This window comes from Telluria antibiotica (assembly GCF_011682055.1).
Classification (GTDB): domain Bacteria; phylum Pseudomonadota; class Gammaproteobacteria; order Burkholderiales; family Burkholderiaceae_D; genus Telluria; species Telluria antibiotica.
This window is the reverse complement of record NZ_JAAQOM010000017.1, coordinates 68,757-87,177: the sequence shown is the minus strand read 5'-3', so window position 1 is coordinate 87,177 and position 18,421 is coordinate 68,757. Positions and strand designations below refer to the sequence as shown.

Genomic DNA, 18,421 nt, shown 5'->3' with positions numbered 1-18,421 from the left:
CTAGACGCGTTCCACGATCAGGGCGATGCCTTGACCCACGCCAATGCACATCGTGCACAGCGCATAGCGGCCGCCCATGCGGTGCAGCTGGTTGACGGCCGCCGTCACGAGGCGCGCGCCCGAGGCACCCAGCGGGTGGCCGATGGCGATGGCGCCGCCGTTCGGGTTCACGTGCGCCGCGTCGTCCGGCAGGCCCAGGTCGCGCAGGACGGCCAGGCCCTGCGACGCGAACGCTTCGTTCAATTCGATCACGTCCATCTCGCCGATCGTGAGGCCCGTCATCGCCAGCAGCTTCTTCGTCGCGGGCGCGGGGCCGAAGCCCATGATGCGCGGTTCCAGGCCCACGGTCGTCATGCCGACGATGCGGGCGCGCGGCACCAGGCCGAATTTGTCGATCGCCGCGCCGGATGCCACCAGCACGGCGCAGGCGCCATCGTTGACGCCGGACGCGTTGCCCGCCGTGACCGTGCCGTCCGGCGTCACGACACCTTTCAGGCGGGACAGCGATTCCAGGCTCGTCTCCGGACGCGGGTGCTCGTCCGTGTCGAACACGCGCGACTCGCCTTTCCGTCCGTGCAGCGTCACCGGCACGATCTCGTCCTTGAACACGCCGGCCGCCTGCGCCGCCGCCCAGCGCTGCTGGCTGCGCAGCGCGAACGCGTCCTGGTCGCCCCGCGCGATCCCGAATTCGCGCGCCACGTTTTCCGCCGTCTCCGGCATCGAGTCGATACCGTACTGCGCCTTCATCTTCGGATTCACGAAGCGCCAGCCGATCGTCGTGTCCTCGATCTTCGCCGTGCGCGAGAACGCGCTGTCGGCCTTGGCCATCACGAATGGCGCGCGCGTCATGCTCTCGACGCCGCCCGCGATGATCAGGTTCGCTTCGCCGGCGCGGATGGCGCGCGCGGCGCTGCCGACGGCGTCCAGGCTCGAACCGCACAGGCGGTTGATCGTGGAGCCGGGCACGGACGGCGGCAGGCCGGCCAGCAGAGCGGCCATCCGGGCGACGTTGCGATTGTCTTCGCCGGCGCCGTTCGCGCAGCCATACAGCACGTCGTCGACCTGCGACCAATCGATGCCGGGGTTGCGGTCGATGAGCGCGGCGATCGGCAGCGCGGCCAAATCGTCCGCCCGCACACTGGACAGGGCGCCGCCGAAACGGCCGAACGGGGTGCGGATGGCGTCGACGATGAAAGCGTCAGTCATGTTGGAGTCTCCTTATTGATGTTTCGGCCGCTTGTCGACGACGCGGCGCGCCTTGCCCGTCAGCGAGCGTTCGATGCCCAGAGGGGGCAGCAACGTCACGGCCGTCGTCACGCCGATATGGGTCTTGATACGGTGCTGCAGGTCGCGGGCCAGCGCATCCACGTTGTCCGCGCCGCCTTCGCGCAGCTCGCAAAGCACGGCCAGCGCATCGAGATGGCCGTCGCGCGTGACGACGAGTTGATAATGCGGCGCCAGCGCCGGCATCTGCAAGATGAGTTCCTCGACCTGGCTGGGGAACACGTTCACGCCGCGGATGATCAGCATGTCGTCCGACCGGCCGCTGATGCGGCCCATGCGCCGCATCGAACGTGCCGTCGGCGGCAGGAGTTTCGTCAGGTCGCGCGTGCGGTAGCGGATGATCGGCAGCGCTTCCTTCGTCAGCGACGTGAATACGAGCTCGCCCTCCGCGCCGTCCGGCAGCACCTCGCCCGTGTCCGGGTCGATGATCTCGGGGTAGAAGTGATCCTCCCAGATCACGGGACCGTCCTTGCTTTCGATGCACTCGCTCGCGACACCGGGTCCCATCACTTCGGACAGGCCGTAGATGTCGACGGCATCGATGCCCGCGCGTTCCTCGATCTCGCGGCGCATCGCATCCGTCCACGGCTCGGCGCCGAAGATGCCGACCCGCAGCGACGACGCGGCCGGGTCGAGCCCCTGGCGCTTGAATTCCTCGACGATGTTCAGCATGTACGACGGCGTCACCATGATGATCGACGGCTTGAAATCCTGGATCAGCTGGACCTGTTTTTCCGTCTGTCCGCCCGACATCGGCACGACCGTGCAACCGAGGCGCTCGGCGCCGTAGTGGGCACCGAGGCCGCCCGTGAACAGGCCGTAGCCGTAGGCGATGTGCACCATGTCGCCACGCCGGCCGCCCGCGGCGCGGATCGAGCGGGCGACGACGTCGGCCCACGTGTCGATGTCGCGCTGCGTGTAGCCGACGACGGTCGGCTTGCCCGTCGTGCCGGACGACGCGTGCACGCGCACGACCTGCTCGCGCGGCACGGCGAACAGGCCGAACGGATAATTGTCGCGCAGCGTCTTCTTCTCCGTGAACGGGAATTTCGCGAGGTCGGCCAGCGTCTTCAAATCGTCCGGGTGCACGCCCGCTTCGTCGAACGCGCGGCGGTAGTGCGGCACGTTGTCGTAGGCATGCTTCAGGCTCCATTTCAGCCGCTCCAGCTGCACGGCCTGCAGTTCGTCGCGGCTCGCGCGCTCGATCGGCTCCAGATCGCCGGGTTGCGGGATGCGTTGCACCATCGTTACCTCCTCCGTTTCACATGGCCGCATCGACCGGCACCACATGGCCGGCGACGCGGTGCGACTTCCCGCGGAACAGCGCGATCTTGCGCCCGTCCTGGTCCGTCACGACGACGTCGTAGACGCCCGTCTTGCCGGACAGCACCTGCTCGACGGCTTCGGCCACGAGCACGTCGCCCGCGCGTCCCGGCGCGAGGTAGTCGATCGTGCAGCCGGCGCCCACGGTATTGACATTGTGCGAATTGCAGGCGAACGCGAAGGCGCTGTCAGCCAGCATGAAGATGTAGCCGCCGTGGCAGGTGCCGTGGCCGTTCAGCATGTCGTCGCGCACCCGCATGCGCATGCGCGCGTAGCCGGGGCGGATCGCGTCGAGCGTCATGCCCAATGCCTGGCTGGCGGGATCGCGCTCGTACATCGTCTTGCCGGCCAGTTCGGCCAGCGCTTGCGGATCGCTATGCATGGATGCGCGCTCCGTCGGGATCGGCCGCGAGCTTGCGGCGCAGCAGCGGCGACACGCGGTAGCGGTCCTCGCCATACGCGGCACCGAGATTGGCCAGCACGGTGAACACGTGCCGCAGGCCGATGCCATCGGCCCACGCCAGCGGGCCGCGCGGATAATTCACGCCCTTCTGCATCGCGATGTCGACGGCGACCGCCGAGCACACGCCCTGGTTGACGGCATCGAGCGCCTCGTTGGCCAGCATGGCGACGGTGCGCATCACGGCCATGCCGGGCACGTCGTCGAGGCGCGTCACCGTGAAGCCGGCCTGCTGGAACAGGGCGACAGCGCCGCTCCACGCCGCGTCGCCGCATTGGTCGGCGCGGGCCAGCGCGATGCGCGTGGCCTTGGCCGGGTCGAGCAGCAGGTCGAACACGATCGTGTCCGGGCGGCCGTCGTCGCACGCGCGCCGCGTGGCGCTGCGGCCGTCGGTCAGGTGGATGGCGGCGCCGTCCGCGTAAAGCGCCGGGCCGGCGTCACCGTCCGCCGCCGTCACATCGATGCCGGCAGCGCGCAGGCGCGCCTCGAGCGCATCGAGCACGGCATGTGTACCGGGCCGCGCGACGCGCACCTGCGCGGGCGCTGCCTGCATCGCCTCGGCGTGCGCCTGCGGCAGCACGGCGCCGTCGTCGTAGCGGTAAAAGCCGCGTCCCGTCTTGCGACCGAGGAAGCCGGCATTCACGAGCTCCTGCTGCACGACGGACGGCGCGAAGCGCGGGTCGCCGTAGTAGGCGTTGAAGACGGATTGCGTGACCGAGTAATTGACGTCGTGGCCGATCAGGTCCATCAGCTCGAAAGGCCCCATGCGGAAGCCGCCGCAGTCGCGCATCACGGCATCGATCGTGGCCGGGTCGGCCGCCTGCTCGAGCAGCAGGCGCAGCGCCTCCGCATAGTACGGGCGCGCCACGCGGTTGACGATGAAGCCCGGCGTGGACTTCGCGTGCACGGGGTTCTTGCCCCACGCCGCCGCGGTCGCGTACACGGTGTCGGCGACGGTCTTGTCGGTGGCGAGGCCGGAGATCACTTCCACCAGGGCCATCAGCGGTACGGGATTGAAGAAGTGCATGCCGACGAGACGTTCCGGGCGTTGCAACATCGCACCGATCGCGGTGACCGAGATCGACGACGTGTTCGTCGCGAGGATGCAGTCCGGGCCGACGACCTCTTCCAGTTGCGCGAACAATGTCCGCTTGACGTCGAGGTCTTCCACGACGGCTTCCACCACGAGCGCCGCATCCTTCGCGTCGTCCAGCGCGCGCATCGCGTGCACGCGCTCACGCGCGAGGTCCGCTTCCGCTGCGCCCATGCGGCCTTTTTCGACGAGCCGCGCGAGGGCCTGGCCGATACCCGCGAGGGCCTTGTCGACGGCTTCCGGGCGCGTGTCGAACAGCTTCACCGTGTGGCCCGCGACTGCCGCGACCTGGGCGATGCCGGAGCCCATCGCACCGCTGCCGATGACGGCGACGACGCTGTTCTTTTCCAGTGCCTGGACCATCGTCACTCTCCCTTGAACTGTGGCTGGCGCTTGGCGATGAACGCGGCGACGCCTTCGCGGTAGTCGTGGCTGTAGCCCAGTTCGCGCATCATCCCGGCTTCCAGCTGCAGCTGCTGTTCCAGCGTATTGCCCCAGCTTTCCTGCATGGCTCGCTTCGTGAACGCGAGGCCTTTCGTCGGTGCGGTGGCGAAGTGGCGCGCGAGCGTCAGCGCTTCGTCCATCAGCGACTCGTCCGCCACGCAGCGCCAGATCAGGCCCCATTGCTCGGCCTTCTCGGCCGGCAGCTTGTCGCCCAGGAGAGCCAGGCCCAGCGCGCGCGCCGGTCCGACGAGGCGCGGCAGCACCCATGTGCCGCCCGTATCGGGGATCAGCCCCAGCTTGCAGAACGCTTCGATGAACGATGCCGACTTCGCCGCGAGCACGACGTCGCACGCGAGCGCCAGGTTCGCGCCCGCGCCGGCTGCCACGCCGTTGACGGCGCAGATCACCGGCAGCGGCAGGCTTTTCAGCGTGAGCACGAGCGGCGCATAGAATTTTTCGACGGATTCTCCCAGGTCGACACCCGGCGCGCCCGGTTCCACGGCGCGGTCGTTCAGGTCCTGGCCGGCACAGAAACCGCGGCCGGCGCCCGTCAGCAGCAGCACGCGCACGGATTTGTCCTGTTCCACGCGCTCGAGCGCATCGCGCACTTCGAGGTGCATCGCCTGGGTAAAGCTGTTCAGGCGATCGGGGCGGTTCAGGGTGAGCGTGGCAATGCCCTGTTCGATCGTGAACAGGATGGTGTCGTAGGTCATGCGTGTGTCTCCTCGTTATGGTCTTCGGTGGGCACGGGGTGCCCACCCTACGGCATCATTCCACGACGTCGAAATCGACGACGACCTTGTCCGTCACGGGGAAGCTCTGGCAGCTCAGCACGAAGCCGCGCGCGACCTCGTAGTCTTCCAGCGCATAGTTGACGTCCATGTCGACCTGGCCGTCGCGCACCTTGCAGCGGCACGTCGAGCACACGCCGCCCTTGCAGGAGTAACGCATGTCGAGGCCCGCGCGCAGGCCGGCGTCGAGGATCGATTCCTTGTCGCGGTCCATCGTGAAGCTGGCGTGGTTGCCGTCCATGATCACGGTGACCTCGGTCAGGTGGTGCGCATCGTCCACGACCTGGCGCCGCGGCTTGCGCGGCTCTTGCGCGGCGCCCGCGACGAACAGTTCGATGCGGATGCGCTCTTTCGGCATGCCCGCTTCCTGCAGCGCGGCGGAGACGCCGTGCATCATGTCTTCCGGTCCGCAGATGAACGCATGGTCGACGTCTTCCACGCGCAGCCAGTGCTTGAACAGCTGGCGGCATTTGTCCTGCGTGATGCGGCCGTTGAACAATTCGATGTCCTGCTGTTCGCGGCTCATCACATAGACGAGGTTCAGCCGCTCCATGTACTGGTCCTTCAACTCGGCCAGCTCGTCGCGGAAGATCACGGACGACGACGCGCGGTTCCCGTACAACACGGTGAAGCGGCTGTGCGGCTCGGCGATCAGCGTCGTCTTGACGATCGAGAGGATCGGCGTGATGCCGCTGCCGGCCGCGAACGCGAGGTAGTGACGGCAGCTCTCGGGTTCCAGCGGCAGGTTGAAGCGGCCTTCCGGCGGCATCACGTCGAGGGTGACGCCGGGGCGGATCGTCTCGTTGGCCCAGGTCGAGAACAGCCCGCCCGGCACGCGCTTGATGGCGACGCGCAGCTTCTCGTCCTGCACGGCCGCGCAGATCGAGTACGAGCGGCGCACGTCCTCGCCGTCGATCGTCGTGCGCAAGGTCAGGTGCTGGCCCTGGCGGTAGGTGAACGCGTCGCGCAGGTCGGGCGGGACGTCGAACGTGACGGCGATGGCGTCGCGCGTCTCATGCTTCACCTGCGCCACGGTCAATAGGTAGAACTTGCTCATGTCAGCCTCAATGGCATTTGAAGTAATCGAACGGCTCGCGGCAATCGAGGCATTGATACAGGGCCTTGCATGGCGTCGAGCCGAACTGGCTGGTCAGGCGCGTGTGCGTCGAGCCGCAGTGCGGGCAGGCCACAGTAGGCTGTTCGATCGCATGGCGCTTCACGCCGCGGGTCAACGCGCTGATGTCGATCACCTGCTGCACCGGTGGTGCGATGCCGTAGCCTTTCAGCGCGGCCTTGCCGGCATCGCTCATCCAGTCCGTCGTCCACGCGGGCGACAGGCGGGTGACGATGCGCAGGTTGTCCACGCCGCGTGCGCGCAGCGCCTTGTCGATGTCCTCGGCGATGACTTCCATCGCGGGGCAGCCGGAATACGTCGGCGTGATCGTGACGACGCATGCGCCGTCGTCGGCCACGTCCACGTCGCGCACGATGCCCAGGTCGACGACCGAGATCACCGGGATTTCCGGATCCGGGACGTCGCCCAGCCAGGCGCGCACCCGGTCGACCGTGATCGGTGACGTGTCCGCGGTCATCACCATGCCACGCCCGGATAGGCGCGCTGCAGGAACTGCATCTCGGCGAGGATGTAGCCGAGCCGCTCCGTATGACGGCCCTGCTTGCCGCCGCGCTGGACGTAGGCGTCAATCGGCGGCCTCGTCAAGGTGGCCTCTTCCAGCACCTCGGCGACGTGGCCGAGGAACGCGGCGCGCAGCCCTTCGGCAGCCGGCGCGACGCCCTGCTCGACCATTGCCAGGTCGACGTCGTCGTAGATGAACATCTCGCCGGCATACGTCCACAGCTCGTCCAGCGCATCCTGCATCTTGCGCCGGCTGACGTCCGTGCCGTCGCCGAGACGCACGACGAGGTCGCCGCTGCGGCGCAGGTGGTACGTCACTTCCTTGATCGATTTTTCCGCGATCTCCGCGATGCGGCGGTCGCTGGAATCGACCAGGCCGCGCATCAGGAAGTAGTGCCACGTATCGAACAGGAACTGGCGCGTCAACGTCTGCGCGTAGTCGCCGTTCGGCTGCTCGACGAGCAGGCAGTTGCGGAAGTCGCGGGCGTCGCGCAGGTAGGCGAGGCGGTCCTCGTCGCGGCCCTGGCCTTCGAGCTCGCCGGCATACGTGAGCCACATACGGGTCTGGCCGAGCAGGTCGAGGGCGACGTTGGTCAGCGCCATGTCTTCTTCCAGCGCCGGGCCCTTGCCGCACAGCTGCGACAGTTGCTGCGACAGGATCAACGCGTTGTCGCCCTGGCGCAGGAGATACTCGAACTTGAACTGAGCGAACTTCGCGTCCATACGCCGCTCACAGGTTCTTGACTTCTTCCGGCATCGGGAAGAAGGTCGGGTGGCGGTAGACCTTGCTGTTCGACGGTTCGAACAGCGCGTCCTTGTCGGCCGGGCTCGAGGCGACGATGTCGGCGGCTTTCACCACCCAGATCGACACGCCTTCGTTGCGGCGCGTGTAGACGTCGCGCGCGTTGTTGATCGCCATCTCGGCATCCGGCGCGTGCAGGCTGCCCACGTGCTTGTGGGCGAGGCCGTGCTGGCTGCGGATGAAGACTTCCCACAGGGGCCATTCTTTGCTCATTGCTGTCTCCGTGTTTCTTGGTGGTTGGTGGGCACGGGGTGCCCACCCTACGGCAACCGTCCATACGTAGGGTGGGCACCCCGTGCCCACCGTCGCATCACGTCACGCGGCGGCCTTCTTTGCAGCCTGCTTCTCGGCGTGCGCGACGAGCGCCTCGCGGAACCACGCGCCGTCCTCGTATGCCTTCACGCGCGTGCGCAACCGGTCCTTGTTGCAGGGGCCGTTGCCCTTGAGGACGTTGTAGAACTCTTCCCAGTCGATCTCGCCAAAGTCGTAATGGCCCCGTTCCTCGTTCCACTCGAGGTCCGGATCGGGAATGGTCAGCCCAAGGAATTCGGCCTGGGGCACGGTCTGGTCGACCATGCGCTGGCGCAGCTCGTCGTTCGAGAACAGCTTGATGCGCCAGGCGGTCGACTGGGCGCTGTTGACGGATTCCGCGTCGGACGGGCCGAACATCATCAACGACGGCCACCACCAGCGGTTCAGGGCGTCCTGCGCCATCGCCTTCTGTTCGGGCGTGCCCTGCGCGAGCTTCATCATGATGTCGTAGCCCTGGCGCGCGTGGAACGACTCTTCCTTGCACACGCGGATCATCGCCCGTGCATACGGGCCATACGAACAGCGGCACAGCGGGATCTGGTTGATGATCGCGGAGCCGTCCACCAGCCAGCCGATGGCGCCGATGTCGGCCCAGGTCAAGGTCGGGTAATTGAAGATGCTCGAGTACTTCGCCTTGCCGGCGTGCAGGGCGGCCAGCAGTTCGTCGCGCGACACGCCCAGCGTCTCGGCGGCGCTGTACAGGTACAGGCCGTGACCGGCTTCGTCCTGGATCTTGGCCAGCAGGATGGATTTGCGTTTGAGCGTCGGCGCCCGCGTCACCCAGTTACCTTCCGGCAGCTGGCCGACGATCTCGGAATGCGCGTGCTGGGAAATCTGGCGGATCAGGGTCTTGCGGTACGCCTCGGGCATCCAGTCCTTCGGCTCGATCTTCACGCCGGCGTCGACGCGCGCCTGGAACGCCTGCTCTTCCTCGCTCATGTCGGCGCGGGTCTGGACCTGTTTCAGCCCCGTGTCCACCATCTGTGCATACATGATCAGTCTCCGATTGTGCTCTGTCTGAAACCATAATACGATACAGGAATATAGATGTATAGCGAAATTTTGAATCATATTGAGACGCGGTAGAATCGCAGCCCATGACCCCGACCAGCAGCCAGGAGTGGATCGCCCACTTCCTCGAGACCGACCCGCCCCGTTCCAAATCGCTCGTGATGACGATCTTCGGCGACGCCATTGCGCCGCACGGCGCGCGCCTGTGGCTGGGCAGCCTGATCGAGCTGATGGCGCCGCTCGACGTGACGGACCGGCTCGTGCGCACGAGCGTGTTCCGCCTCGTGCAGGAAGGCTGGCTGGTGGCGCAGCGCGAGGGCCGGCGCAGCAGCTATGCGCTGCAGCCCGCTGCCGCGCCCCGCTTCGCCCGCGCGAACCACCGCATCTATGCCTCGCCGGGCGTGGACTGGGACGGCCGCTGGACCCTGCTGCTCGCGCCCAACGGGAGCATCGACAGCGCCCTGCGCGCGGCCGTGCGCAAGGAACTCGAATGGGAAGGTTTTGCCATGCTGGCGCCGGGCCTGCTCGCGCATCCGGCGGCCGACCTGGACGGCGTCGCCGAGGTGTTGCGGCGCGTGGAAGCCAGCGGCAAGGTCTTCGTGTGCGCCGCGACGGAGCTGCCGGACGTCGGCGCGCGCCCGCTGGCCGAGCTCGTGCGCGAAGGCTGGGACTTGTCCGCCGTCGTGACGGGCTACCGCCGCTTCATCGAGCAATTCACGCCGCTGCTGGACGTGCTGCGGAGGGAACCGACGCCGGAACCGCAGCAGGCGTTCATCGTGCGCACCTTGCTGATCCATGCGTACCGCCGCGTCCAGCTGCACGATCCGATGCTGCCGCTCGCGCTGCTGCCGCAGCCGTGGCCGGGGTCGGAAGCGTATGCGCTGGCGCAGGCGACCTACCGGCTCGTGTGGGAGCCGGCCGAGCGCCACCTGATGGACGTGCTGCGGCGCGCGGATGCGGACGCGCCCGAGGCGGATGCGGGCCTGTACGACCGGTTCGGCGGGCTGCGCTGATCAGCAATCGACGGCGAATTGCGCGGCCGCCATCGGATCGCGGATCCGGTCCAGCGCGAGTTCCAGGTCCAGCCCGGGCCAGTACAGGCATTCGCGGCCCAGGTGTTCGATGCGGCACAGCTGAGCGACGGTCGCATGCTCGAACCAGGGAAACAGCGCGAACGGCAGGTACAGCTCTTCCTCGCGCCAGCACAGCCAGAAGCCGCGCCGGTCGATGCTCGTGATTTCCGGCCGCGCCACGCGGATAGTCGTCATGCTCCGTCTCCTCGATGAGGCCAAGCAAGAACAGTAGCAGCAGGCCCGGCGTCAATCTTTGCGCGCGAGCAGAGCATCCGATTCCGCCGGCGAAAGCGGTATCATGCCGCCTCACAGCCAACAACAACAGGACACACCATGTCTATCAAGATCAGCAGCCAGTTCGACGCTGGCGCCATCGAGATCGTGAACGCCACGAGCGCGCACGCCATCGACCTGAACATCCGCAAGGATTCCCACGCCGACTTCGCCCAGTGGTTCTACTTCCGCCTGCAGGGCGCGCAGGGCGAGCCGTGCACGATCCGCCTGCTCAATGCCGGCCAGTCGGCGTATCCGAAGGGCTGGGAAGATTACCAGGCGATGGCCAGCTACGACCGCGTGAACTGGTTCCGCGTGCCGACGCGCTTCGACGGGCAGGTGCTGACGATCGAACACGCGCCCGCGATGGACAGCGTCTACTACGCCTATTTCGAACCCTATTCGTGGGAGCGCCACCTGGAACTGCTGGACCGCGCCCAGATGTCGGAGCACGTGCGCATGCTGGACCTCGGCTCGACCATCGACGGCCGCGACCTGAACCTGCTCGTCATCGGCGAACCGGACGCCGGCAAGAAGAAGGTCTGGGTCATCGCGCGCCAGCACCCGGGCGAGACGATGGCCGAGTGGTTCGTCGAAGGCATGCTCGACGCCCTGCTCGACCCGGCGCACCCGTTCGGCCGCCAGCTGCTGAAGGAGACCGTGTTCTACGTCGTGCCGAACATGAACCCGGACGGCTCCGTCCGCGGCAACCTGCGCACGAACGCCGCCGGCGCGAACCTGAACCGCGAGTGGCTGAACCCGTCGATGGAACGCAGCCCGGAAGTCTTCCTGGTCCGCAAGAAAATGGAAGAGACGGGCGTCGACCTGTGCCTCGACGTGCATGGCGACGAGGGCCTGCCGTACGTCTTCATCGCCGGCTCCGACGCCCTGCCCACGTTCACGGCCGAGCAGGCCGCCGCGCAAAAGGCGTTCTCGGACGCATTCATGATCGCCAGTCCCGACTTCCAGGACGTCCACGGCTACCCGAAGGAGCCGTACACGGACGAGGTGCTGACGATGGGTTCGCCGTACGTGACCCACGCATTCGGCTGCCTGTCGCTGACCTTGGAACTGCCGTTCAAGGACAACGCCAACGACCCCGATCCGCAAGTCGGCTGGGATGGCGCCCGCAGCGCGCGCCTCGGTGCGGCCGTGCTGCAGCCGGTCCTGCTGGCGGTCCGTCAGCTGGAGAAATGAAAAACGGGGCGCTCGCCCCGTCTTGAACGACGAACGCCACGGCTGCTCCGCGCACCGTGGCGTTTTTCATGCCGCTTACAGGAAGGTGAACACCTGTTCCTGCGCCAAGCGCGACTTCGGCAGCGCGGCATTGAAATCGCTGTCGGCGTGGTAGCCGAAGCTCAGCAGGACGAGGCTCGCGAGGCCCTTCTCGTGCAGGCCCAGTTCCGCGTCCAGCGCAGCGGGGTCGAGGCCTTCCATCGGCGTCGTGTCCACGCCCAGCGCGCTGGCGGCCAGCATGGCATTGCCCAGCGCGATATAGGCCTGCTTCTCGAACCACTGCGGCAAGTCCTTCAGCGTGTAGCGGTGCAGGTTGACGTAGCCGAGCCGGCCCTTGGCCTGGCCCGCCTTGGCGGCATCGTCCTTGAAGCGGCCGTCGCGCTGTTCCTGCTCGAGCAGATGGTCCAGGTGGCCGCCTTCGGCATCCACACGCGTGCAGAACAGGATCACGTGCGAGGCATTCAGGATCTTCGCCTCGTTGTAGCTGTACGGGCCTTGCACGCCCCTGGCCAGGCGCGCCTTCGCTTCCGGCGTGCTGGCGACGATGAAGTGCCACGGCTGCGAGTTCACGGACGAGGGGCTGTTGCGCAGCACTTCGTAGATCTGCTGCATCGTGTCTTCCGGCACGCGGCGGGACGGGTCGTACGCTTTGGCGGTGTAGCGCTTGCGGGCGGCGGCGAGGATATCCATCGGGTTCCTTTCTTCAAAAAATGTGCATGTGCACATTATTACAGGAACCCGGATGTCGCGTGCGGCATGCCCGAATCCGCACGCGCTCCCCTCAGCGACCGTTAATTGCCGGCGACCACCATTTTCTCGAGCAGGATGGAACCGGTCGACTTGTTACCGCGCGTCAGCACGTCGTTGCCGACGCCGACGATCGCCTGGAACATGTCCTTCATATTGCCCGCGATCGTGATTTCTTCGACGGGATACTGGATGACACCGTTCTCGACCCAATAGCCGGACGCGCCGCGCGAATAATCGCCCGTGACGTAGTTCGTGCCCTGCCCCATCAGCTCCGTGACGAGCAAACCGGTACCCATCTTGCGCAGCATGCCTTCGAAGTCGTCCGCGATCTTCGTGTCCTTCGAGACGAGTTCCAGGTTGTGCGAGCCGCCCGCGTTGCCCGTCGTCTGCATGCCCAGCTTGCGGGCCGAGTACGACGATAGGAAATAGCCCTGCAGCACGCCGTCGCTGACGACCTTGCGGCGCTGCGTGCGTACGCCCTCTTCGTCGAACGGGGCCGAGCCCACGCCACCGATCAAATGCGGGTCTTCGACGATCTGGATGTGCGACGGGAAGATGCTGGTGCCCAGCGAATCGAGCAGGAAGCTCGACTTTCGGTACAGCGCGCCGCCGGAGGTTGCCTGGACGAAAGCGCCCAGCAGGCCGGCAGCCAGCGGGGCCTCGAACAGCACGGGGCACGTGCGCGTGTCGAGCTTGCGCGCGTTCAGGCGCGCGAGGGCGCGTTCGGCGGCGTAGCGGCCGATCTTTTCCGGGTCGCCCAGTTTCTTCGGATCGCGCGCCGACGAATACCAGTCGTCGCGCTGCATGTGGGCGCCCTTGCCGGCGATCGGCGCCACGGACAGCGTGTGGCGCGAGAACGGGTAGCCGGCGCAGAAGCCAAGCGAGTTTGCCGCCACGAAGTGCGACTGCTGCACGTAGACGCTGGCGCCTTCGCTGTTCGTCACGCGCTTGTCGACGGCAAAGGCGGCTGCCTCGCAGCGCTGGGCGATGACCACGGCGTCCTCGGCGCTGATGCCCCATGGGTAGCACAGGCGCAGGTCGCGGGGGTTCGTTTCCAGCAGCTCGGCGTCGGGCAGGCCTGCGGCCGGGTCCTCGGCGGTGAAGCGGGCGATGTTGTACGCCGCCTCGACCGTGGCACGCAGCGAATCGCGCGAGAAGTCGGACGTGTTCGCGTGGCCGCGGCGCTTGCCGCAGTAGACGGTCACGCCGATGCCCTTGTCCTTGTTCTGTTCGATGGTCTCGACCTGGCCCTTGCGCACCGTCACCGCCAGTCCGCTACCCTCGCTGATCTCGACCGAGGCATCGCTGGCGCCCGTTTCCTTGGCAATGGCCAGCACGTCCTGTGCGAGCTGCTTGAGCTGATCCTGGGTATGGGTGAAGACGGTGTCGTTCATGTGTGTTTTTCGTGGCGAGCCCTAAAACAGTTATCATAGCAGCCGTTTACCGTTTTTACCGCCGGGCCGTGCGCCTGTCGCCCAGATCATCATGCCAAATGCCAACCGCGGCTCCGTCGGCTTCCGCTCCGACGAGTTCGACCAGGAATACGACCGCCCTTCCAAGTCCGAACTCAAGCGCCAGAGTAACGAGCTGCAAAAGCTCGGAGAACAGCTCATCGAGGCCCCGCGCGACCGCGTCAAGCGCGTCCCGATGCCGGAGGAAGTCCGCGACGCCATCCTCATGTGCCAGACCATCACCAACCACGAAGGCCGGCGCCGCCAGCTGCAATTCGTCGGCAAGCTGATGCGCTCCCTCGACGAGGAAGAAGTCGCCGTCATCCAGCGCACCATCGAGAGCTGGAAAGGCACCTCGAAGGCCGAGGCGGCCGCGTTGCACGCGCTGGAGCGCCGCCGCGACAAGCTGCTGGCCGACGACAAGGCCCTCACCCAGCTGCTCGAAGAACACCCGCACCTCGACGTGCAGCACCTGCGCACCCTGATCCGCAACGCGCGCAAGGAACAGGCCGAGAACAAGCCGCCCAAGGCCTACCGCGAAATCTTCCAGATCCTGAAGGACCTCGCCAAGGCGCCGAAGGCCGCCGCGGACGAGGAAGCCGTCGAGGACGAGGACGAAGACAATGAGTCTGGACAATAAAGTCGACGAGCTCATCGTCGGCCTGGTGTCGGTCTCGGACCGCGCCAGCGGCGGCGTCTACGAGGACAAGGGCATTCCCGCGCTGCGCGAATGGCTGGAAGCGGCGCTCGTCACGCCGTTCCGCGTCGAGACCCGACTGATCCCGGACGACCGCGCCAGCATCGAGCAGACGCTGGTCGAGCTGGTCGACACGGTCCGCTGCCACCTCGTGCTGACGACGGGCGGCACGGGCCCCGCGCGGCGCGACGTCACGCCGGAAGCGACGGTAGCCGTGGGCACGAAGGAAATGCCCGGCTTCGGCGAACAGATGCGCCAGATCAGCCTGCACTTCGTGCCGACGGCGATCCTGTCGCGCCAGACGGCCGTGATCCGGGAAACGCCCGACCACGCCGCGCTGATCATGAACCTGCCGGGCCAGCCCAAGTCGATCAAGGAAACGCTGGAAGGCTTGAAGGACGCGGACGGCAAGACCGTCGTGGGCGGCATCTTTGCGGCCGTCCCGTATTGCATCGACCTGATCGGCGGCCCGTACGCCGAGACCGATCCCGCCGTCTGCAAGGCCTTCCGCCCGAAATCGGCGCAACGGCCCGCCGCATCCTGAATTCATACGAGGACACCGCATGAGCGAACTGCTCGAACACATCCAGATCGAGACCAACGACAACCCCGAGATCGCCATCATCTGGATGCACGGCCTCGGCGCCGACGGCAACGACTTCGTGCCAATGGTGCGCGAACTGGATCTCGCCGGCCTGCCCGGCATCCGCTTCATCTTCCCGCATGCGAAGACGATGCCGGTCACGATCAACAACGGCTACGTGATGCGGTCCTGGTACGACATCTCGGGCCTGGAGCTCACGCGGCGCGAAGACGAGAACGGCCTGCGCACGTCGCAGCAGGCCATCGAAGCGTTCATCGCGCGCGAAAAGGCGCGCGGCATCCCCGCCTCGCGCATCGTGCTGGCCGGCTTCTCGCAGGGCTGCGCGATGGCCATCCAGACGGGCCTGCGTCATCCGGAAACGCTGGCGGGCCTGCTGTGCCTGTCGGGCTACGTGCCGCTGTCCGCGCAGCTCGGGACGGAGCGCACGGAAGCCAGCAAATCGACACCGATCTTCATGGCGCACGGCCGCTACGACAATGTGGTGCCGTTCAACCGCGCCGAGGCGTCGCGCGACCTGCTCGCCTCGCTGGGCTACGCGCTCGAATGGCACGAATACGCAATGCAGCACTCGCTGTGCCTGGAAGAAGTCCAGGACATCTCGGCGTGGCTGAAGAAAGTACTGGCCTGACCATGGCAAAGAAAGAACAACTCGACGACGAGACGCTGGCCCTCATCCACTGGTGCATCGAGGTCGAGCACCACCTGGTCGCCGGCGGCGCCACGCAGAAACAGGCGCAGGAACACATCGAGGAACAGGTCGAGTGGTTCACCGACATGTTCTACGAAGGCTTGAGCCCGGAGCAGGCTGCGAAGGAAGCGCTGGCGTAAGCCTCACATCCCGCGGAACAGGTGCTGGAAGCGCTGGCTGACGGGCAGCCGCGCCTTGTGCCCGCGCAGGTGCACCCACAGCGCGCCATCCTCGGCGCGCGCGGCAGTGGCGATGCGCCGCACGGCGACCATATAGCCGCGGTGGATCTGCCAGAACGCGGCCGGGTCGAGCGAATCGGCCAACTCCTTCAGGCTCAGGCGGATGTGGGCTTCCAGGCCGTCCGTCACGAGGCGCGTGTACTTGGCGTCGGCGCAAAAATAGATGACGTCGGCCAGGTCGATGAAGTGGATCGTGTTGCCGACCGTCGCCTGCAGCCACGCGGGCGCCTTCGGGACGGGCCGCAACCGGGACACGAGGTGCGTGAGGTCCGGCGGCGGCGACGCCAGGCGCGCGCGCACGCGCTCGACCGCGCGCGCAAGGCGCTCCAGCGCGATCGGCTTCACGACGTAGTCGACGGCCCCTTCGTCGAACGCGGCCAGCGCGTGCTCGCCGTAGGCCGTCACGAACACGACGTGCGTGCGCGCGCCGAACACGCGCGCCACTTCCAGGCCGTCCAGGCCCGGCATGCGGATGTCGAGGAAGGCCACGTCCGGCATCCAGTCGCGGCCCAGCCGCAATGCCTCGATACCGTCCTGCGCGACGGCGACGTCGGCCTCGGGCCACAGGCGTTCCAGGGCCTCGACGAGTTCTGCGCGCAGCAGCGGTTCGTCGTCGGCGACGAGAATGCGGGGCGCCGTCATGCCGCGAGCTCCAGCGCCGCGGCCGCGGGCAATGTCAGCACCGCTTCCGTCATACCTTCGTCCGTGCGGCGCAGGACGAAACCGGCGCGAGCGCCGAATAACGCTTGCAGGCGCTCGCGCAAATTGCGCAGGCCGACCCCGGTGCCCAGTGTCGTTTCGCCGATGCCGGCACCGTCGTCGGCGACGACGATGGTCAGCATGTCACCCCGGCGAACGGCAGTGACGCCGATGCGCACGGTGCCGGGCTTGGGCTCGACACCGTGGCGCACGGCGTTCTCCACGAGCGTCATCAGGAGCAGCGGCGGCATCGGCACGGCCGCCAGCGCCGGCGGACAATCGAGCCGGTATTGCAGGCGCTCGCCGAAGCGGATCGCCATCAGCGCCAGGTAATGCCCGGCCAGTTCGAATTCGCGGCCGAGGGTCGACGTCTGGCTGCGCATGTCGGGCAGCGCGCTGTGCAGGTAGGCGATCAGGTGCTCCAGCATCTCGACGGCGCGCGGCGGCTGGTGGCGCGCGAGATATCTCGTGTTGGCGAGCGTGTTGTACAGGAAGTGCGGTTCGACCTGGGCTTGCAGCGCTTTCAGCTCGGCCGCCAGTGCCGCGCTGCGCAGGTCGGCCAGTTGCCGGGCGCGTGCGCGGGTGCGGGCGAACCACAGCGGCAGCCCCAGCACGGCCGCGTTCACGCCGAACACACAGGCCAGCAGCTGCGCATCGGGCAGCGCCTGCACGTCCCACGCGGCGAGCGTCCTTTGGTAAACGGGCAGCACGGCTAAAGCCCCGGCGCCGGCCGCGGCCAGCAGCAGGCCGGCGGCGCCCGTCCAGCCGAGCCGGTGGCCGAGCAGGCGCGCCGCGAGCAGCGGCAGCGCGCAGGCCGCGAAGCCGGTCACGACGATCGCGCCGAACAGGGCGAGCAAGGCGTGGCGCCCCAGCAGCAGCGCGCCGCCCGCGACGAGCGCCAGGCACAGGAGGGTCAGCATCCCTTGAGGCCACGTGCAGCCGTACAGGCGGCGGATGGCGCGGGCGCAGTCGTCGTCGGTCATCGCCGGGTTCACAGCGTGGGCGCGGTCGGGAGCGCTTCGGTTGGCATCCGGTCGACGGAGACATTGCGGCCGACGGTCTCGAAGGCGACCGGCTCCATCCAGACCTCGCCCGTCCCTGCGCCGATGGCACCGAACACGATCGTTCCCGCGTTCGCCGGCACGTCCAGCACGATGCTGCGCTCCTGCCAGCCGCTGGTGCCCTTGACCGGCTTGTCATGGGTGTTATAAAAGACCAGGGATTTGCCCTCCGGGCTATCGATCCGCATCCACAATCCCGCCCACTTGCTCATCGCTTCGGTACGCAGCCGCGCCCGGAAACGCACGCGCTGGCCGAGGTAACGCTGCGCCTGGACGGACTGCAGCAGCCCCGCCCATGCGTCCGGATCGTTCGTCTTACTGCGCAAGAACTTGGCACCGCGCCCTTCTGGCGACGTGTCGACGCCGGCCGTGAATTTGTCGGGATTGTCGCCGGTCATGTGCCAGCTCGGCGGCAGCGGCGCGGGCTGCGCGGCCAGGGCGAGCACGGTGGTGGCGGCTGCCGCGGCGGCGAGGATGTAGTGCGGTTTCATCGG

22 protein-coding genes are annotated in these 18,421 nt (G+C 67.3%); 6 read left to right on the top strand and 16 right to left on the bottom strand.

The genetic code is table 11. The features are described 5' to 3' along the window. The 10 genes from pcaF to paaA all read right to left on the bottom strand — a co-directional run bounded on the left by pcaF (position 1) and on the right by paaA (position 9,138). Complete coding sequence (gene pcaF, locus HAV22_RS24610) at positions 1–1,206, bottom strand: 3-oxoadipyl-CoA thiolase (protein ID WP_166862780.1); 1,206 nt, start codon at positions 1,204–1,206, stop codon at positions 1–3. Positions 1,207–1,218: 12 nt separating this feature from the next. Continuing rightward, positions 1,219–2,529: a phenylacetate--CoA ligase PaaK gene (gene paaK / locus HAV22_RS24605; RefSeq protein WP_166862777.1), complete on the bottom strand. Its 1,311-nt coding sequence runs from the start codon at positions 2,527–2,529 to the stop codon at positions 1,219–1,221. Positions 2,530–2,545: 16 nt separating this feature from the next. After that, positions 2,546–2,989, bottom strand: coding sequence for a hydroxyphenylacetyl-CoA thioesterase PaaI (gene paaI / locus HAV22_RS24600; protein WP_166862775.1), 444 nt, complete (start codon positions 2,987–2,989; stop codon positions 2,546–2,548). Next, entirely contained in the window at positions 2,982–4,523 is a 1,542-nt protein-coding gene (gene paaH, locus HAV22_RS24595; RefSeq protein WP_166862773.1) for a 3-hydroxyacyl-CoA dehydrogenase PaaH, read from the bottom strand. Before paaH ends, paaI begins: the two co-directional genes overlap by 8 nt. 2 nt (positions 4,524–4,525) lie before the next feature. Then, positions 4,526–5,317 carry a 2-(1,2-epoxy-1,2-dihydrophenyl)acetyl-CoA isomerase PaaG gene (gene paaG / locus HAV22_RS24590; RefSeq protein ID WP_166862771.1) on the bottom strand — a complete coding sequence of 264 codons (792 nt, stop codon included), beginning with the start codon at positions 5,315–5,317 and terminating at the stop codon, positions 4,526–4,528. Positions 5,318–5,372: 55 nt separating this feature from the next. Beyond that, the gene (gene paaE, locus HAV22_RS24585) at positions 5,373–6,452 is read right to left on the bottom strand and encodes a 1,2-phenylacetyl-CoA epoxidase subunit PaaE (RefSeq protein WP_166862769.1); all 1,080 of its coding nucleotides are present in this window, start codon (positions 6,450–6,452) and stop codon (positions 5,373–5,375) included. Between the two features lie 7 nt (positions 6,453–6,459). Next, entirely contained in the window at positions 6,460–6,993 is a 534-nt protein-coding gene (gene paaD, locus HAV22_RS24580; RefSeq protein ID WP_371869729.1) for a 1,2-phenylacetyl-CoA epoxidase subunit PaaD, read from the bottom strand. Then, positions 6,987–7,754, bottom strand: coding sequence for a 1,2-phenylacetyl-CoA epoxidase subunit PaaC (gene paaC, locus HAV22_RS24575; RefSeq protein WP_166862765.1), 768 nt, complete (start codon positions 7,752–7,754; stop codon positions 6,987–6,989). The genes paaD and paaC overlap by 7 nt, the downstream gene beginning before the upstream one ends. Positions 7,755–7,761: 7 nt before the next feature. Next, positions 7,762–8,046 carry a 1,2-phenylacetyl-CoA epoxidase subunit PaaB gene (gene paaB, locus HAV22_RS24570; protein WP_036170214.1) on the bottom strand — a complete coding sequence of 95 codons (285 nt, stop codon included), beginning with the start codon at positions 8,044–8,046 and terminating at the stop codon, positions 7,762–7,764. A gap of 102 nt (positions 8,047–8,148) precedes the next feature. Next, a complete protein-coding gene (paaA, locus tag HAV22_RS24565; protein ID WP_166862763.1) occupies positions 8,149–9,138 on the bottom strand; it encodes a 1,2-phenylacetyl-CoA epoxidase subunit PaaA in 990 nt (329 codons plus the stop codon). A gap of 104 nt (positions 9,139–9,242) precedes the next feature. Here paaA and paaX point away from each other — a divergent pair, with 104 nt between their 5' ends. After that, positions 9,243–10,169, top strand: coding sequence for a phenylacetic acid degradation operon negative regulatory protein PaaX (gene paaX, locus HAV22_RS24560; RefSeq protein WP_166862761.1), 927 nt, complete (start codon positions 9,243–9,245; stop codon positions 10,167–10,169). On the opposite strand, the gene HAV22_RS24555 is transcribed toward paaX, so the two are convergent. Further along, positions 10,170–10,424, bottom strand: coding sequence for a DUF2442 domain-containing protein (locus HAV22_RS24555; RefSeq protein ID WP_166862759.1), 255 nt, complete (start codon positions 10,422–10,424; stop codon positions 10,170–10,172). It abuts the gene before it with no gap. A 138-nt stretch (positions 10,425–10,562) separates the two neighbouring features. Here HAV22_RS24555 and HAV22_RS24550 point away from each other — a divergent pair, with 138 nt between their 5' ends. Beyond that, entirely contained in the window at positions 10,563–11,699 is a 1,137-nt protein-coding gene (locus HAV22_RS24550; RefSeq protein WP_166862757.1) for a M14 family metallopeptidase, read from the top strand. A 75-nt stretch (positions 11,700–11,774) separates the two neighbouring features. On the opposite strand, the gene nfsB is transcribed toward HAV22_RS24550, so the two are convergent. Together nfsB and pmbA are read right to left on the bottom strand one after the other, a co-directional pair. Beyond that, positions 11,775–12,428 carry an oxygen-insensitive NAD(P)H nitroreductase gene (nfsB, locus tag HAV22_RS24545; RefSeq protein ID WP_166862755.1) on the bottom strand — a complete coding sequence of 218 codons (654 nt, stop codon included), beginning with the start codon at positions 12,426–12,428 and terminating at the stop codon, positions 11,775–11,777. Between the two features lie 101 nt (positions 12,429–12,529). Then, complete coding sequence (gene pmbA, locus HAV22_RS24540; RefSeq protein WP_166862753.1) at positions 12,530–13,882, bottom strand: metalloprotease PmbA; 1,353 nt, start codon at positions 13,880–13,882, stop codon at positions 12,530–12,532. A 91-nt stretch (positions 13,883–13,973) separates the two neighbouring features. On the opposite strand from pmbA, the gene yjgA reads away from it, so the two are divergent. Genes yjgA through HAV22_RS24520 form a run of 4 tightly spaced genes read left to right on the top strand, consistent with a single transcriptional unit; the run spans position 13,974 to position 16,068 of the window. Continuing rightward, on the top strand, positions 13,974–14,579 hold the full coding sequence (yjgA, locus tag HAV22_RS24535) for a ribosome biogenesis factor YjgA (RefSeq protein ID WP_166862751.1): 606 nt from the start codon (positions 13,974–13,976) through the stop codon (positions 14,577–14,579). Continuing rightward, entirely contained in the window at positions 14,563–15,180 is a 618-nt protein-coding gene (mog, locus tag HAV22_RS24530; RefSeq protein WP_166862749.1) for a molybdopterin adenylyltransferase, read from the top strand. The genes yjgA and mog overlap by 17 nt, the downstream gene beginning before the upstream one ends. 19 nt (positions 15,181–15,199) lie before the next feature. Beyond that, the gene (locus HAV22_RS24525) at positions 15,200–15,868 is read left to right on the top strand and encodes an alpha/beta hydrolase (protein ID WP_166862747.1); all 669 of its coding nucleotides are present in this window, start codon (positions 15,200–15,202) and stop codon (positions 15,866–15,868) included. Positions 15,869–15,870: 2 nt separating this feature from the next. After that, the gene (locus tag HAV22_RS24520; protein WP_166862745.1) at positions 15,871–16,068 is read left to right on the top strand and encodes a hypothetical protein; all 198 of its coding nucleotides are present in this window, start codon (positions 15,871–15,873) and stop codon (positions 16,066–16,068) included. A 3-nt stretch (positions 16,069–16,071) separates the two neighbouring features. On the opposite strand, the gene HAV22_RS24515 is transcribed toward HAV22_RS24520, so the two are convergent. Genes HAV22_RS24515 through HAV22_RS24505 form a run of 3 tightly spaced genes read right to left on the bottom strand, consistent with a single transcriptional unit; the run spans position 16,072 to position 18,418 of the window. After that, positions 16,072–16,809: a LytR/AlgR family response regulator transcription factor gene (locus HAV22_RS24515; RefSeq protein WP_166862743.1), complete on the bottom strand. Its 738-nt coding sequence runs from the start codon at positions 16,807–16,809 to the stop codon at positions 16,072–16,074. Then, positions 16,806–17,849 carry a sensor histidine kinase gene (locus HAV22_RS24510; protein ID WP_166862741.1) on the bottom strand — a complete coding sequence of 348 codons (1,044 nt, stop codon included), beginning with the start codon at positions 17,847–17,849 and terminating at the stop codon, positions 16,806–16,808. The genes HAV22_RS24515 and HAV22_RS24510 overlap by 4 nt, the downstream gene beginning before the upstream one ends. An 8-nt stretch (positions 17,850–17,857) precedes the next feature. After that, positions 17,858–18,418 carry a transcriptional regulator gene (locus HAV22_RS24505; RefSeq protein ID WP_166862739.1) on the bottom strand — a complete coding sequence of 187 codons (561 nt, stop codon included), beginning with the start codon at positions 18,416–18,418 and terminating at the stop codon, positions 17,858–17,860. Positions 18,419–18,421 lie beyond the last annotated feature (3 nt).